Here is a 17,416-nt window from a genome sequence, read left to right on the forward strand (position 1 = left end):
GAGGTGGTTGGATATTATTATCTTCACCTTCCATGGGCCATTTTAAAAAGAACCCAGCTGTTTCTACCAGTCTATAATGTTCTAACAATGATGGTGTAAAAATTATCCAGGATCTGCTAGACAATGATGCCAAAGTATAATCGTCAGTCAGTTCATTTTGCCTTCAAGTCTCTTTTTGGTGTCCTTATTGGCAAGCACTGGTTTAACTTTAGTAAATTGCATAAATAAAACCAACATGCAACCTGCTTAATCAGCAGGTTGCATGTTGTTATAAGTTGTTTTTAATTCAGGTGATTTTTATATAAGTGTGCTGATTATTCAAGATAAAACGTAGTTTATTCTTGCGTTCATAAAGATTTACTATTGTAATTTGAAGTTATGAGTGCTATAAGTGGAAAGAGGTGACTTTGTTGGCCGTTAGTTATAAGAAATTATGGAAAATATTGATTGACAAAGAAATGAAAAAAAAAGACTTACAAGCAGCAGCAAAAGTCAGTTGGGCGTCAATTACAAAGCTGTCTAAAGGTGAAAAAGTGAGTATGGATGTTCTGATTAAAATTTGTAAGGTACTCGAGTGCGATGTCGGGGATGTTATGGAATTGATTCTTGATGCCCCCAAAGAATATGCAAAAGCTTTATCGAGCGAAAACAACACTATAACATTGATTTCACAAGATAAGGCCATACTTGTCCCTGCAGAGAAGCATGATGAAATGACGTTGCTTGAGGGTGGGAATGTTGCAACGACCATTTCGCCTAAAGGAGTACGTGAGCCTGCATTTGCCGAAATAATAATAGGGGTAATGTCGGCGCATTTCCCTAACGGCTTTAGGATTGATTCTCCGATTGAGTTATTGCGCTTTCGCCGTTTCGCGGCCGAGGACTTTGGTGATGAGATCTCGATAGCTGATGAAGAGTTAATGAAGTCCATCGCCTCTTGCGGCACCTTCTTTGATGGCAAGATGTATGTCGTCGAAAGTGAAATTGAAAGAAGAATACAAAACAAAGTTGATTTGGCAATTTGGGGTGGTGCGAAAATTATCTTCTACAATGCGTTTTACGCACGGCACGAAGAATGGCTGTTCGCCGGAAGCGTTATCTCGGAGAAAATGCTGAAAGACATCCTCGTTAAGCTGTACCCTAAATACACTCACAGGGCAAATTACTTCTCACCGAAAGCGCGAAACGGTACGGAACTCGCCAAAATCAGAAGCGAAATCATGCGAGTTTGGGGTAGCGATGTCGTGCTGAACTATGAACAGCTTTCCGAACGCCTACCGTACATTCCCCTCGACAAGATAAAATATGCGTTGGCATATAATGGTGACTTTATATGGAACGCTACGGAAGTTTACACTCACGTTGGTAGGGTTGACGTGACTGATGAGGAATGCGCCGCCATCGCCAACTATGTTGCGGTTGCCTGTCGGACAGACGGTTACGCCTCCCTCAACGACGTTCCGCTTGGGGAAATCGAAAAGCGCAATTACGAACTGACACTCAGGGCAATTCACAACGCAGTGTTTGGGATTGTCCTTGCCGACAAATATGACAGGCGCGGTAAAATCATAACCAGAAAGGGAGACACACTCGACGCACTCGCCATAATGAAAGAACATTGCCGCACGTTGGATAAATGCTCTCTCCAGGACTTACTCGACTTCGAGCGGGAACTTACGGGCGAATCACACCGTTGGATACCGATGGAAGCAGGCTACTCCGTAATGGTGCGAGCGGATGAGGATAGCTATGTCGCGGAAAAGTATGTTCATTTCGATGCCGCCGAGATTGATCGCGCACTTGACCTTTTCGTGACTGGCGAATACCTGCCGCTTAAAAGCGTCACCACGTTTGCGGCGTTCCCGCATTGCGGACAGGCTTGGAACTTGTTTTTGCTTGAAAGCTATTGCCGACGGTTCAGCGATAGATTTTGCTTTGAGGTGTTGGCAGTCAATTCTAAGAATGCCGGCGCGATAGTCCGCAAAAGCTGCCGTCTGTCTTACCTTCAAATTATGGCGGATGCAGTCGCTGATTCCGACATACTGCTTGAAAAGGCTGCGATTGAAGAATTTTTGTGTAATAACGGCTATATAGGCAGACGGTCTTATGCAAAGACCGATGAGTTAATTAAACAGGCAAAAGCCATACGAGAAAAGAGGGATTGAGGTTGTACTCGTATACCTACGACAAGAGAACAGGCGGGGTATTGCTCAATTCCTCGCCTACGGGTTTTTCAAAAGAGCCGCGCCCCGTCTATGCTACAGAGCTTGACATTTTGGGCTTTGATAGATACTGGAAGTACGATAGGCAAACCGAATTCCCATACATGTGGGCGGAGGCGAATAACTACTGGTATCGCGGAACACTTGTAGCCAAACTTAAAGGCGGCAATCTCTACACAGCGCCAGAGATAATTATTACTACAGATGAAAATGGTATCCCCGTATTGCCTGAGCCAAACGGCAACGCCTTGCGTCCTGTTGATATTACGGAAATGGTTGAGGCAAACCGCGAGATGCTCGAAATCATAGAGCAAACTACGGTTAAAAAAATACTAGCAATATACGAAAAATACAAGGGCACGCTTGACCTATTCCACGTCGCCTTTTCCGGTGGGAAGGATAGCGCTGTTTTGCTTGACCTTATTAAAAAGTCTTTACCAAAGGGTAGCTTCGTGGTTGTGTTCGGAGACACGGGGATGGAGTTTCCGGATACGTACGATGTGATAGATAAAACCCACCAATCCTGCGAGGAGGAGAAAATACCTTTTTATATTGCAAAGTCGCACCTTGAACCCAAGAAGTCATGGGAAATGTTTGGCCCCCCGTCGCGTGTTTTGCGCTGGTGCTGTAGCGTACATAAAAGCACACCTCAAACCCTGAAACTACGAGAAATTACAGGAAAAAACAATTACAAAGGTTTGGCATTCGTAGGCGTTCGCGCACAAGAAAGCGCGGCGCGTGCCGAATACAAATACGAGAGTTACGGTAAAAAGCAAAAGGGACAGTTCAGCCATAACTCTATCCTCGAATGGACATCAGCAGAGGTGTGGCTTTATATATATGCAAACAATATTCTGATAAATGATGCGTATAAAAAAGGTAACTCGCGAGCAGGCTGTCTGTTTTGTCCTATGACGGGCTGCACAAGCGATTATATGCGACTACAAAGCTATACCGCTGAAATTGATGGTTATATAGATACTATTAAGAGAACATACGATGGTCTAAAGTGGAAATCTAATAATTGTGAATCATACGTTATGAGCGGTGCTTGGAGTGCACGAAAAAACGGCAGGGAACTTGCTAACAACATCTTCCACTGCGTTGAAAGGTCAAAAGATGGAGACTTAACAATAGAAGTAATAAACCCTTTTTCTGAATGGAAGGAATGGGTAAAAACGCTCGGTAACCTGAAAGAAAACAATGACAAATACTCCGTTTCTTTTAACGGAGAAACGATAAGATTTTTTATTAAGGCGCTAAAAAATGGCTATACCGTCACCATCTCCGAACAGGTACTGAAAGACAAACCTTCTTTCAGTAAAATGTTTCGGCAGGTATTTCGAAAAGCAGCTTACTGCAGAAGTTGTCGGGTTTGCGAAGCAAATTGCAAAAACGGTTGTATCAGTTTTAGCGATGGCAAAGTTAAAATAAGTAATTGCATAGGTTGTCACGAGTGTCATTCAATAGACAGTGGTTGCCTGATGTACCATTCTTTACGACACCCTAAAGGAGGAGGAAAGTCAATGAAAAGCCTAAACTCTTTCGCAGGTCATGCACCAAAACCGGAATGGTTAAGGTCATTTTTTGAATTAAAGGAGGATTTCTTTTCGGAACATACTCTGGGTCCAATGATGTATGATATGTTCAGACGTTTCCTTAGAGACTCTTCGTTGAACGAAAAGAACCACTTTACGGAGTTTGCCGAATTGATTTCGCAAATCGGGTGGGAAACAGACGTAGCACAGGGACTTATTCTCATTAACCTTGTTGCCGAAAATCCACAAATTGAGTGGTACGTCAAGAACTTGGATATTGGGCGTGCTTTCCCGAAAAATTATGTTGTAGAAATGTTGACCGCTGAGGGACTTTCTGATAAAGCGGCCAAATTTCTTATAAGTGATTTCAAACGCCTTACAATAATCCCACTCGGTACAAATCTCCGCTTCGGCTACATTACTGATGACGGCGACCTTGTTCGCACGAAATGCTCCGTGTCCGACCCACGCGTGGTGCTGTATGGATTATTCAAATTTGCCGAGAAATGCAACGATTATAAGGAGTTCACACTCGCCACACTCTTGAACGACAGCATAGACCGTGATGGGATAAGCCCTACCCGCATTTTCGGCCTTGACCGAGAGGATATGACGCCACTCTTAATCGGGCTATCGGCGAAATACCCGGAATTCATAACAGCTTCGTTCACGCACGATCTTGAAAAGATAACGCTTGCGGAAGACAAAACCTCGTCGGATATACTCGACTTGTTTAAGGAGGAAAACACGAATGGCTAACAAATACCGTGAATACTTCGACATCGACGAAGAATACTTTCCGCAAATAAATGACTACTCCATAGCGGCCGCAAGTCCAGATTTTTGGACGCGTACATACCCACACCAGACTTTCATCGATATGCTAAGCAGTATGGAGCGTGTCTTGGCACGGCAAGAGAAGCGGTCCCTTTGGATCGAGGGTGCATACGGCACAGGTAAATCTCAATGCTCCTATGCCTTGAAGAAAATTCTTGAAGTGCCGGAAGAAGAACTCCGTGCCTACTGGAATAGGTATGAACCGCTGAAAAAGAAACCCGACTTGCTTGAAAAACTAGTCGGACATAAACAAAAAGGAATCGTTACCGCGCACCGCTATGCCTCCGGCGGCATCGGTTCGCCCCGTGACTTGTTCCTTGCCGTGCAGGATAGCATAAGAGCTGCCCTGATTGAGCAAAAACTCTATGCCGGAGAGAACACGCTGAAGGAAAGTGTCATCGCTTGGATTGATGAACCGTCGCACAAGCTGTTCTTTGACGCGCTTTTGCAAAAGCCGGAATGGTCGGCTTTGTTCTCGCAATCAACTGCGGAAGAAGTGCTGAAAGCGCTCCGCAAGGGCGGCGAGGTCAAAATGCTGATGGACAACTTGTTTCGCCTTGCCGACAAAGAAGGCATTACCGCTTTGAACATCGATGCAGACAGGCTTCTGGCTTGGCTGACGGACATTATCGACCAAAACAACGTGAAAATCGTCTTTATTTGGGACGAGTTCTCCGACTATTTCAAAAACAACCGCGAGAGCCTGTCCGAGTTTCAGAAACTCGCAGAACTGGTAAACTTAAAACCGTTCTATTTTATCGTGGTCACACACGAGTCAGGACAACTTTTCACCACGGCTGATACAACTTGGACAAAAGTGCGCGACCGCTTTATTCCGGTTCAAATCACTCTGCCGGATAACATTGCCTTTAACCTTATAGGTCACGCCTTTAATGTAAAGCAGGCGGCAAAAAGTGACTGGGACAAATGGGCTGACGACCTGAACAGTCGTGTCAGTTCTTCCCGTACGGCGGTTATGAAAGCGGCGAAAATCACCGAACCGCAAGTAATGAAAGACATTATGCCACTCCACCCTATGGCAGCGCTCTTGCTAAAAAATATAGCTTCCGCATTTAAGTCCAATCAGCGAAGTATGTTCGACTTTATAAAGTCGCCAAATGCGGAAGACGTGAAGGCATTTCAGTGGTTCATTGAGAACACGGGTCCATTTGACGACCATCCACTCCTGACAGTGGATATGCTGTGGAATTTCTTCTACGAGAAAGGCAGGGATAACCTCACTGCTGACATTAGGCTTATTTTAGACACGTTCCCCCAGCAGCAGAATTTAAGGGAAGATGAGAAAGCTGTCCTAAAGGCTATTCTGATAATGCAGGCGATTGACCAACGCTTGGGTGGTACGATTGATCTGTTCAAGGCTACTGAACAAAACCTAAGCTATGTGTTTGAGGGAATTACTTCAGGCTTAGACGTGTCCTGCAAGAACATTGCGAAACAGCTTGTCACAAAAGGAATTCTGGTTTCGAATCCGATTAGCGGTGGGAGGTATGTTTTTACCGCCGCTGTGCTTGCAGGCGACCAAGCAAAAATTGACGGTTATAAAAAAGAAATCCGCCAAAACAGCACAACCTCGAAACTTGTTACTGAGGGTGGCCTTTCGACCGTACTCTCTCTGTCTCCTGCGCTCCGTTTGAGGTTTGAATCCGAACCCAATACAGGGAAAATTACGCCTGTGACCACTGCGGATTTTACCCGTACAATAAATAACCTACGCGACAAACCCACTGGGTGGAAGTTCCATGCTGTTATAGCGTTCGCCAAAGACGATGCCGAAGCCATAAGTTTCCGCAAGACTATCAAAGCGGCAGTCGCCGATAAACAGTACGAGAACATTGTTTTTATTGATGCACTCTCCACCCCGCTCGGCATTGAAGCTTTCGAACAATACGTGGATTATTCCGCTATGGCAATGTACTATAACGGAAACAACAATTCAGCATCTCGGGAAAGTTCCGACAAGGCAAGGCACGTTTTAGACCAAGATTGGAAGAACTGTATTTATAACGGTCAGTTCATAGTATACACCTATGCAAATCAAGAGGGTGAGAAACTCGGCAATGGACAAGGCGTGGCGAGCGTCCTCCAAACCATAGTAACTGCTCGCTTCCCTCTCGTATTTGATTTTGCTAAAGGACTAAGCGAGAATCAGTTTAAACTAACTAACGGAAAAGCAAGTGCAAAAAGTGGTATCTTGCAAAGCACAAGTGGCGTTATGGTAGGCGTAGAGAAGCACGTTTTACATACTGTATGGAAAGTGGATAAATACTGGGAAGTCCCGCCCACGGCAACGTTGTCGATTTCAAAGATAAAAGTCGAGGTAGACAAGTTGATTGAGGACGCGTTTAATCGCGATGGGCAAATTTCAATCGATGAAATATACGACTTTCTTGAAGAGAAATACGGTTTTGCGCCTTGCAATCTTTCAGCGTTTTTTGTAGGCTTCCTGCTGAAAGAATATGGTGGTGAACCGTTCCGCTACAGCGATTCATCTGGTGGTCACGAATCCATGACGCAGGACAAACTCGCGGAAATGCTAGGCAACCATATTGGAAAAACTCCAAAACCTACTTACATCGTAAAAATGACTGCCGAGGAAATGGCGTTCTATGAACTCACTGAAAAGGCGTGGGGCATTGCGCCTAATTCTTGTTCATCGGCGGGACAGGCGGCTATTGCCGTTACCGCAAAAATGCGTGGGCTTGGATTGCCCGTGTGGTGCCTTGCCGAAGTTGACGATTATGGTGTTTATAACGTTGTTCAAAAGTACATTGAACTTGTCCAAAAAGAGGGCAACGAGGCGCACAAAAAAGCCGTTGAAATAGGCAATGTCGCTACTGTCAAAACAACGCTACCCGAGAACTTAGCGGCTTTTCTTACGGGAACAAACTGCCAAAAGGGAATGCGCGAGTTCTTAACCTCATTCGAGGGGGGCAAAATTTTGTCACTTGCTACTGAAATCGGTGCAAGTGGGAATGTACTCGCGGATATACGTGCTTTGTTCGCGGTGAAGCATTCCTGCTTATGGGATAAACAGACAGGTGAGGACGAAATCCGCAAACTCCTGACCGATTACGGCGTTGTCAAAGAAAGCAACATCCTTTTGAACGTGACTGCCCATTCTCGTTCGGAAGCATTCAAAGAGTGGCGCGAACGGCTGAAGTTTATTGGGGTTTCTTGCGAGGCATTACGAGCAAAGTTTCCTTCGTTGACTAAAGTCCTTGATGCACTTCTGAAAATATATCAGCAATCGGACGTGTTGCCAGACCAGCTAAAGATGTTACTTTCAGAACTGACGGCACATAGTGTAGAAATACGTAATTTGCTTAATAACGAAAAGCAAATATTCACCGAAGTTTACGCTCCGTATCTCGACGACTTGAGCGATTCTGATATCAGCGAGGTAAAGAGCAAACTACCAACAGGGATGTTTGAACTCCAAAAAACGGACTGCAATGCAAAAGTTAAGACGGCAGCGGAGGAATTCCGTAAAAACCAGCTAAAAACACAACTTTTTAACCTCTGGAAAGAGAAGACTGGAACGAAAACCCCTCGTGAATGGTCAAGTCATTATAGAACCCCGATACTTTGTTGTGTATCCGAAAACGAGTTTGGTTCGGCGAAAAAAGCGTTTGACACACTGAACAGAAAATGGTCTACAGACGCGGAAATAAAATCCGCTCTTGCATTCCTTGAAACTACGAGCTTGTTTGGAGTTCTGTCAGACGAAAGCAAGCGTAATGCCGCATTTGAACGCGGTATCGTCGGCGAATACCGTGCCTTGCTTCCAAATCCGGACAAGGTTAGGGACGCGCTCGACCGTTTGTCTGTTGACACCTACGAATGGCTCGCGAATCCCAGTGTCAAAAACAAAGTCAAGCAACTTGCCGAAGCGGAATACAACGCTGGTGGGAGTGACAAGGCTCTTATGAAAATTGACGAAATGGACGATTCCCAATTGAAGCAGTACCTTAAAGGACTCGTCAGGAAAAACATGACCGTTGGGATTAAAATTATAACGAACGGAGGCAAGGCAGATGTCAATTAAAGCGGTAAAAAAGTACCTGTCCTCCAACGTTAAGCTACCTTACTTCCTTATCGTCGGCGATAGGCAGTATAAGGATATCAAGAACAAATTGTCGGAATTAGGACTTGCTTCCGTCAAAGTAAGCGACTATTGCGGCGACGATAAATTTCCGGATATTGATGGTTTGTTTGAACGCCTTAAGACCGCCGATGTGAACGCAGGTGACAACAAACTGGTTGTCATAGGACTTGGCGAATATCTCGCTCTTCGTGGAAATACCGAAGCCGCAAGCGTATTTTCGCAACTGAAAGACCTGAACATTGGAGGGGCAAAAGTTGTTTTGCTTTTGCGTGGAGTTGCCACTCAAATCAATAGCTTGCAAGTAGATCCGCGTTTTGACAGTCGACGCTTCAGTATAATTGATAAAGCAGATTGCGATTTGTCGTTCACACTTGCCCCTCCATCTGTTGGTCTGCCGGCTTTGACAGGAATTAAGGCTTTACTCATAACACTCGAAAATGGCATATCCGGGAATGTTGTCGTCAACACAACGGTTAATCTTGATAACGCCCTATTAACCGTTCATAAAATAACTGATGCCTACGATGGTATTAAATTTATCTCACTTGGCTTCAACTTGCCGCGCTCCTGCGGCAGTGATGTGCAGTGGGCTAAACTACTGACGGAATTGGTGCAAAATAAGGGCTCGCTTGATGCAGCGTTTGAAAAAAACGGCTTTGGCGGCACCCTTGAAGCAGATTTTTATGTCCGAGTTGCGGGGCTTGAATATAGGAATTGGCTTTACTTCATTGCCTTGAAAAGCAAATCTGACACTCTGTCAAATGGCTATTTGCGGTTCGTATTGGATAATACGAACCGTTTTGAAGACTTTAAGACGAACGTGCTTAACGCAATAATTGAAGTTCCGCACATTGATAAGCGGTTTCGCATGTTTTACGCCGAGAGAAAACTACTTGTGGAGAAATTTCCGGAGTCGGACATTGCCGATTTCGTTGTTAATAACCGTAAGAACATCGCTGAAAGTGTTTATAAGCTGACGGACGGTACAAAAACAGAGCGTGAAGAGGTTATAGCTTGGGTTTCTCAAAATGGAGTCATACCGCAAATTGCTGATATATACCCCGCATTGACAGCTTATTTGAAAAAATATGTCTTTAATTGTGGTGACCTGTCAAATCTGCTGACGGAGTATTTTGACGCATATAAACGACAGAAAGTTTCCAACACGCTTGAAACCGATTTCATGGAAAAAGTGGAGAAACTTGCCAAAAGCCGTGAGTATAACCGATTGCCCACGCGCAACGAAATAATCGACGGTTTGAATAAAGATGACACCTATCTTTATTGGCTAGATGCGCTCGGCGTTGAGTATTTGGCATTTATATTGGAATTGGTGCGCATTCGTGGGCTATCTATTTCAATAAATATTGCCCGTGCGGAGTTACCGACCATAACCTCTATTAACCGCGATTTTTACGATACTTGGCAAGGCGGTAGAAAGGAAAAGAGCGATAAACTCGATGACACAAAACATAACGATAAGGGTGGGTATAATTTTGAGAACAATGTTTTGCCTATCCATCTTGCCAAAGAGCTGGAAATCATCTCAGGGGTTATTGACAAAGCGGCTACAGAACTTGCCCTGCGTCATTATAAGCGTTTCCTGATTGTAAGTGACCACGGAGCCTCTCGCCTTGCAGTATTGCGACGCAAGGAAGAACAGTACGAAACCGACACAAAAGGCGAGCATTCTGGGCGTTGCTGTAAATTATTTGAGCCATATGACTTACCGTTTGCCGCAGAAGAGAACGGTTACCTTGTGCTTGCGGATTATGGGCGTTTCAAGGGAAGTCGCGCGGCTAACGTCGAGGTTCATGGAGGGGCTTCACTTGAGGAGGTTGTCGTTCCGATTATTGAACTGACGCTGAAAGACAGCAACATAATCGTTGAAATGGTAGAAAAATTCGTAACTGTTGACTTCCGTACGGGAACGGAAATGACGTTATTCTTCAACTCTCCATTGAAGAATGTGTCGGTTGTCTTGAACGGCGAACGTTACTCCGCTTCTCCGCTTGATGGCAATCACTATAAGGTTGCGCTTCCTGACACAAAGCGGGCAGGCAATTACCCCGCTGATGTTTATGCTGGAGATGACCTGATCGGGAAAATACTGATTAAGGCACAAGGCAAGAGCGGCAAGGTCAACGACGCATTTGACGATTTATTTTAAGGGGTGCTTTTGATGATTGAGAAACTGCGAAATTGCTTTGACGAGATGGTTGTATATAAAGACCTTAAGAAAAGTAACTTCTTTTCTGCGCTAAGCCTACCTTCATTCATGCGGGACTGGCTCTTGAAGAAATTTGAGGATGAGAACGGACATTTTGATTCGGACGAATTGGCTCGCTTCGTGCGGACGTATCTGCCGCGCAAGGACGATTGGACAGCAATAAAGAATAGGGTAATTATTGAAAACGAACGTGTAAAATTTCTTGCCAAGATTTCTGTCGATATAGATATTAAAACTGGCGAGGTATCTTTTGCACTTCCTGACTTTGGCCTTTCAAGCAAAGATACCATCATTGAGGATATTGTCTGGCACAGTTGCAAGGAGGATTTGGTTCGTGGACGAGAAACTTGGGGTATGGTTGAAATAGGGTATCGACCTCCCGATAACTACGACTTGGAATTTTCTCGGAACAAAGCCAAAGGAGCTAACAGAGGCAAAATCAAGCTTACTGCCTTTAAGAGCTTCTGCCCCTACACAATTGACATTGAGTACTACAAAGATGCCCGTTGGGAATTCAGTACGTCAGAATGGCTTGACGTGCTGTTGGGCGCAGTTGACTACAACGAGAGTGGTTACCTCGGTGACGAAGAAAAGAAACTCACAATGCTGACCCGCTTGCTTCCTTTTGTAGAAAAACGGTTGAACCTTATCGAGCTTGCGCCAAAAGGAACGGGAAAATCATATCTATTTGGGCGCGTCAGCCGTTTTGGTTGGCTCTCAAGCGGAGGCGTTATGAGTCGTGCAAAAATGTTCTACGACCTAAACAAACGCAAAGAAGGTTTAATTTCAGGAAACGACTTTATTACACTTGATGAAATACAGACCATATCATTCACTGATGTAGATGAAATGAGAGCTGCTCTGAAGGGCTACCTTGAATCAGGTATTTTTACTGTCGGAAACTACGAGGGAACCGCCGACGCGGGTGTGATCCTCTGCGGCAATATTAAAAAGGAAACAATGGATGCAGACGGTTATAGCAATATGTTTGAAGAATTGCCTGCCGTATTTCACGAATCTGCCTTGATAGAGCGTTTTCATGGTTTTATAAAAGGATGGAATATTCCGCGAATGAACGATGACCTTAAGATTTCTGGGTGGGCGCTTAATTCAGAGTATTTCTGTTCAATAATGCATGAACTACGGGAGGATATGAGTTATCGCGCCATTGTGGATGAACTCATCGAAGTTCCTGAAGCCGCCGACACACGCGATACCGAAGCTGTAAAGCGAATTGCGACTGCCTACCTGAAACTGCTCTTTCCAAATGCGCGTGAACTCGGTGATATTACAGCCCGTGAGTTCAAGCGCTACTGCCTTGACAGGGCGCGCAAAATGAGGGACACCATAAAATACCAACTCGGTGTCCTTGATGAGGAATATCGGGGTAAAGATATACCCGCATTCAGCGTCAGACTCGACCAGGACATGCAGGATGGGTAACGCAATGGAAAGCAAGGTTTGTTATGTCTGTGGAAAAGAAAACCTTAGCAAGAATGAGATTGGGCTTACAAAAAAGTTGCTTAACAAAAATGCCAAACGCTTTTATTGCCTTGATTGCCTTGCGGAGTACTTGGAAGTAGATACCGAGTTTCTGCTAGAAAAAGTCGAAGAGTTTAAAATGCAAGGCTGTATATTTTTTTAAGGAGGCGATACTTTGATTTATGCCCGATAATGCAGCCTACGACAAAAATATCGGACGCGTCTTAGAGAAAATGCTCCCTTTTTTTCGGGAGCAATATGGTAACGCCTCCAGTCAGTATACACTCGGAGTAAAAGCAAAACGTGCCATTGAACAAGCTTGCTAGCAGGTTACGTGGCTATCGGAGCAGAGCCTTCTGAAATCGTGTTTACTTCAGGAGGCTCTGAGAGTAATAGTTGGGTGTTGCCTTCCGTGTGAAGCAATGTTGTACACGTTATTACCTCTTCAATCGAGCTTCACTCTGTGCTAAACTTATGCCTTTCGCTTGAACGTAAGTGCATAGATGCGACTGACTAGGCGTAGAAGTTGTTCGACGTGGCTACAAGGTTCATTTTACCGGCATGGATGATGCTTAAAACCCAGGAGATTACCAGTTCTTCCAGGGCCAATCTAAAGCGGCTAACCACTTCTGATCTGGTCATTATAGACGATTTAATGTTCATGGCCATAGATCGCATGAAGCAAACTTGTTTTTCCAATTGATTAAAAAGTTTTATGGTCAGACTTCTGTCATCATCACTTCCAACAAGGGCCCGGAAGAATGGGGAGAAATCCTTGGTGACACAGCTATTACCACAGCTATACTGGATCGTATTCTTCACAAAAGCGAAGTGCTGGCTCTAGATGGAGACAGTTACCGGCTTAAACACAGGCAAACCATATTTAGCCCCGGGGAGGATCAACCCATAAAACCTTATTGATACCTACATTAAATATTATTATGTGTTTTATTGCAGCGAGGTTGTGGTCAGTGTGGATAACGCGTTGAGCGTTATCCAAGCCCTGTGGTCAACCATTAGGTTGTCCATAGGGCGGCACTGTCCATCAGCCTACCGTTTGCGGGGAATACCAAACTCCATTTATGGAATGTCTTGTGTGTTAATTATTATTTATCCTGGATTCCTGGTGACACATAACGAGGATGTTGAGAATGTCCTGTAATTTTAATGGTTTTAGGTTTTCACCTGTCATTCTCTCCTCGTTATGTGTTGTTTCTCATAACGAGGAGAGAATGAGCGTTTTCAATCTTTGCGGGCACCTCGTTATGCTTTTCCGGGAATCCAGGATTTATCGAAATTTTGTTCATTTTTACTTGACAGTCACAATATGGATATACCGTTGCGGTGAAACCGCAGTTCCGGAAAAACGGAAACCGCCTGTCCGGAACTGGGAAACCGCCATTAATATGGGATATAAGTGTTCCTGTGCGGCGAAGCCGCAGTTCCGGTGTGGCGTGAGTCGCCTGTGTGGAACTACTGGGCCACCACCATTTAGTTATTCACTAAGTATTTTATCTAAACCGTATACCTCACGCATTGAAATGTCCCTGGACGGATCAATGCTTTCGATATTGATTTTATATGCATCATGAACGATACGATCCAGTATGGCATCTGCCAGGGGACCATCGTTACCACCAAGCTGCTCATACCAGCCGTCTGCTCTGTATTGGGAACAGAAGATAGTAGAGGATTTCTTCCTACGGCGATGTAGTAATTCGAAAATGTCTTTGCGTTCATTTTCATTTGGTTTTAGTAGCAACCATTCATCAATAATGAGCAGTAATGGGTTAGCATATTTCGCCATGACCTTTTTGTAGGTGCCTTCATTCCTTGCCATTTCAAGGTCTATTAGAAGGTCAGGGAGTCTTACGTACTTTGCAGTATAATACTGCTTGCAGGCTTCCATGCCAAAGGCACAGGCCATATATGTTTTTCCACTACCTGTGGCTCCGGTAATGAAAATGTTACGATATTCCGTGATATATTCACAGGTTGCAAGCCTTGTGATAAGCTGCTTGTTTAACTTACGTCCAGATGTATAATCAATGTCCATGACACTTGCATCCGGCTGGTCAAAATTAGCATTCCTGATCAGTCTTTTTAGACGGTTATTTTTTCGGCTGCTGTATTCAATGTCTACCAGCATACCGAAGCGATCGTCAAAAGGTACTTCTTTCATTTTGGCATCAGTCAGCTGGTTGCGGAATGAATTTGACATGGCAGTCAGGCGCATTTCAATTAATTTATCAATCGTACTTTGGTTTGTCATAGATGTTTACCTCCCGTAATAGCCGGCACCTCTTGTAATGCCGTAGTTATTGTGTGTGGTTTCCGATTTATCCGGTTCACTTTGTGACTTGTCCTGCCCAGTTGTTAGTATGTTTTTGATACTTTTATAACTGGGGGTGGCTGTATAGGAAAGTGCCTTATTGCAGGCGGCTTCCAGACGCTCGACTGAATATTTGTCAGCCAGCTTTAAAAGCCCCATACAGCTTTTGTAAGTCTGCTGTTCCACACGTTTGGAGGTAAGTATTGCATCTACCACCTGATACGTATTGCTTCCAATTCGCTCAGCCCATTTGCGGAAACGATCGCCGTTCCATTCCAGATATTTCTGGTGGTCTTCCGGCATGTGTTCTACTATGGTGCTGTAACGTCCTTTGCGACCGTAAAGACGGCGATGGGAGGCTATGCGGTTATGATTATAGAAAACTTCAATTGTTTTATCTGTTATCCTCACGTCAACCTTACGTTTTATGTATTCGTAAGGGGCTGAGTATAGCATTCCGTCAACGGATATGTGATAATTGAACTGAACGGTGGCTTGTTTCCATTCGGCCAGTTCATAAGGGGTAGCAGGTAATGGCGCCAGTAATGGCAGTTCTTCGTCGCGGAAGAGACTTAACCGGCTGCCCTCTTTCTTTTGGAAAAGTCGGGCATTGAAGGCCTCCTGTTTCTCCCGAATGGCGCGATTTAATTCCGCCAGTGAAAAGAACTGTTCATTTCTTAATGCAGCGGTAATCCATGTGGATATATTCCCTACAGAACCCTCTACATTTGGTTTATCTTTTGGCTTTCTAACCCTGGCGGGAATGATGGCAGTACCATAGTGTTCCGCCATCTCGTGGTAAACGGCATTTAACTGCTGATTGTACCAGCCACCTTTATGTATCACGGCAGTCTTGCAGTTGTCGGATACAAGGATTTTGGCAACGCCGCCAAAGTATTCATACATATGAATATGGGCAGTTATCCAGGCTTGCTGTTTTTCATTGACGAAAGCCTCAACATAAGCATACTGGCTATAGGTCATAACCCCGACAAATAGATGGGCATCAATGATTTCACCAGTATCAGGATCGATGATGTGTCCAGGGTCGCCTGCCCAATCTACCTCAACCTGTTCACCTGGTTTACGTCCAATATGCATGGTTGCACGGCGTTTCTGCTCATCCTGCTGGATGTAATAGCAGAATTGGGAATACATGAGTGGTTCCTCACCGTTAAGGCGGCAATCCTCCATGTATTCTGTCCATAAGAGCTTTTTGCTGACTCCGTTTTTGAGTAGCTCTTTATGGATATAGTTTAGGTCAGGCATTCGTTTTTTGACGTTTTCCTGCTTGGTCTTAGGGAACAGGATTCCCCCTAATACAGCATCAGTCTGATTGTCATCTAATGGCCAAGTAATATTTAACTCCTTTGCTCTATTGATGACTCGGTTGACCGTTTTCTTAGAGACACTGCTGCTGTAAGCAATGTTCTGCTGACTGAATCCCAAACTATGAAGCCTAAGGATTTCTCGGTATTTGGTCACTTAAATGACCTCCTTCAAATGTATTTACATCATTTCTGATGCATAAATACATTGTAAAGGAATTTCATTTAGCGGTTTCCGCTACCGGAATAACGGTTTCCTTGCAGCCGGAATGACGGTTTCCTATAATCGGACAGGTGGTGTAATATCGCCCGGATTACTCACAATATTTACCAAATTAGCAATTACACGTAATACCACAACATTCAATTGAACAATCTTTTATTATAAATGGTTCAAAACCAACTAGATTTTTTTTAAGCAAACAATTAATTGGAAAATTGTATCTTTTTCGAAGCTTGCGTCCAAAGTCATGACGCCACTCTTTACTGTACTCGTTTACTATTCCAATAAGTATTCCGTCATCAATTGGCAATTTGTCTAAAATGATAATTTGAGCAAAGTGTTTAGAATTTTTTTTGTTTTTTGAGTAAGTTTTAATCGCTTCCGCAAGAGCATAATTATTGTCAATGTTGGCCCTACTGAGATATTCCCGTACGTTTTCTGTTCTGAGAAAATTGATTTTCTGGATACATATATTGTTACAATCCATAATTGCATTATCAAGTGTAATCATATTTACCTCCAAATTTTAAATTTCCTCGCGAGGTGGTGTTATTATATATAAATTAGTATCTTCTTGGCTACCCGGAAAATTGGGCATTTAAGGCCAAGTACTTATTTTCACTATTAATGCAGGGGTGGGGATGTTACCTACTAGGTGTAAAAGTGGAGATCTTTGATTTTCTTTAATTTTCTTAGATTTTTAATTTAAAATGGAAAGGGACTAATTAACGTCATATGAAAGTGCTTGTGAGACTAGCGTTTAAAACACAAGCATTAAAAAAGGCAAATTAAAGACACTTTGGACCGTCGATCTTTGGAAAAAATAGCTTAGCTGTAACACCATATACAGGGGTGTAGGTTGAAACCAACGCCAACTTAACAATCTGTATTTTGATAAACCGGGTGAAACGACCGATTAATAGCTTGTCCAACTTAACACAATAGATAGTTTGATAAGTTGAGGCTTAGAGGCACAATTACTTGTTATTTCTGAGGTTGAAGGTATTTTTTATTATATTTTTAATTTATCATAATGAATTCATTTTTAAGTTCTACTTAACAAAACGTATTATGCTAAAAGGGGTGCATATTCAACCC

At 43.8% G+C, this 17,416-nt stretch carries 11 protein-coding genes and 1 pseudogene; 8 read left to right on the top strand and 4 right to left on the bottom strand.

What is annotated here, in order from left to right; all coding sequences use genetic code 11:
* Positions 1-410: 410 nt before the first annotated feature.
* From BM056_RS00055 to BM056_RS25950, 7 genes and pseudogenes are all read left to right on the top strand, one after another.
* Positions 411-605, top strand: a pseudogene (locus BM056_RS00055) (helix-turn-helix domain-containing protein); the annotation flags it as partial.
* Positions 606-2,167: 1,562 nt separating this feature from the next.
* On the top strand, positions 2,168-4,519 hold the full coding sequence (locus tag BM056_RS00060; RefSeq protein WP_092467479.1) for a phosphoadenosine phosphosulfate reductase domain-containing protein: 2,352 nt from the start codon (positions 2,168-2,170) through the stop codon (positions 4,517-4,519).
* A complete protein-coding gene (locus tag BM056_RS00065) occupies positions 4,512-8,663 on the top strand; it encodes a hypothetical protein (RefSeq protein WP_092467481.1) in 4,152 nt (1,383 codons plus the stop codon). Before BM056_RS00060 ends, BM056_RS00065 begins: the two co-directional genes overlap by 8 nt.
* Entirely contained in the window at positions 8,653-10,893 is a 2,241-nt protein-coding gene (gene pglZ / locus BM056_RS00070) for a BREX-4 system phosphatase PglZ (protein ID WP_092467483.1), read from the top strand. The genes BM056_RS00065 and pglZ overlap by 11 nt, the downstream gene beginning before the upstream one ends.
* A gap of 12 nt (positions 10,894-10,905) precedes the next feature.
* Positions 10,906-12,396, top strand: coding sequence for a BREX system Lon protease-like protein BrxL (brxL, locus tag BM056_RS00075; RefSeq protein ID WP_092467485.1), 1,491 nt, complete (start codon positions 10,906-10,908; stop codon positions 12,394-12,396).
* Between the two features lie 4 nt (positions 12,397-12,400).
* Positions 12,401-12,598: a hypothetical protein gene (locus tag BM056_RS00080; RefSeq protein ID WP_092467487.1), complete on the top strand. Its 198-nt coding sequence runs from the start codon at positions 12,401-12,403 to the stop codon at positions 12,596-12,598.
* Positions 12,599-12,617: 19 nt separating this feature from the next.
* Complete coding sequence (locus tag BM056_RS25950) at positions 12,618-12,761, top strand: hypothetical protein (RefSeq protein ID WP_165613304.1); 144 nt, start codon at positions 12,618-12,620, stop codon at positions 12,759-12,761.
* 187 nt (positions 12,762-12,948) lie between these two features.
* On the opposite strand, the gene BM056_RS27100 is transcribed toward BM056_RS25950, so the two are convergent.
* Positions 12,949-13,077: a hypothetical protein gene (locus BM056_RS27100; protein ID WP_274377492.1), complete on the bottom strand. Its 129-nt coding sequence runs from the start codon at positions 13,075-13,077 to the stop codon at positions 12,949-12,951.
* Positions 13,078-13,122: 45 nt separating this feature from the next.
* On the opposite strand from BM056_RS27100, the gene BM056_RS26730 reads away from it, so the two are divergent.
* The gene (locus BM056_RS26730; RefSeq protein ID WP_274377493.1) at positions 13,123-13,356 is read left to right on the top strand and encodes an ATP-binding protein; all 234 of its coding nucleotides are present in this window, start codon (positions 13,123-13,125) and stop codon (positions 13,354-13,356) included.
* Positions 13,357-13,930: 574 nt separating this feature from the next.
* On the opposite strand, the gene istB is transcribed toward BM056_RS26730, so the two are convergent.
* The 3 genes from istB to BM056_RS00100 all read right to left on the bottom strand — a co-directional run bounded on the left by istB (position 13,931) and on the right by BM056_RS00100 (position 16,829).
* Complete coding sequence (gene istB, locus BM056_RS00090; RefSeq protein ID WP_092467489.1) at positions 13,931-14,707, bottom strand: IS21-like element helper ATPase IstB; 777 nt, start codon at positions 14,705-14,707, stop codon at positions 13,931-13,933.
* A gap of 6 nt (positions 14,708-14,713) precedes the next feature.
* Positions 14,714-16,252, bottom strand: a complete 1,539-nt coding sequence (istA, locus tag BM056_RS00095) for an IS21 family transposase (protein WP_092467491.1) — start codon at positions 16,250-16,252, stop codon at positions 14,714-14,716.
* 178 nt (positions 16,253-16,430) lie between these two features.
* On the bottom strand, positions 16,431-16,829 hold the full coding sequence (locus tag BM056_RS00100; protein WP_092467493.1) for a hypothetical protein: 399 nt from the start codon (positions 16,827-16,829) through the stop codon (positions 16,431-16,433).
* Positions 16,830-17,416 lie beyond the last annotated feature (587 nt).

It is taken from the genome of Desulfotruncus arcticus DSM 17038, assembly GCF_900113335.1.
Lineage (GTDB): Bacteria > Bacillota > Desulfotomaculia > Desulfotomaculales > Desulfallaceae > Desulfotruncus > Desulfotruncus arcticus.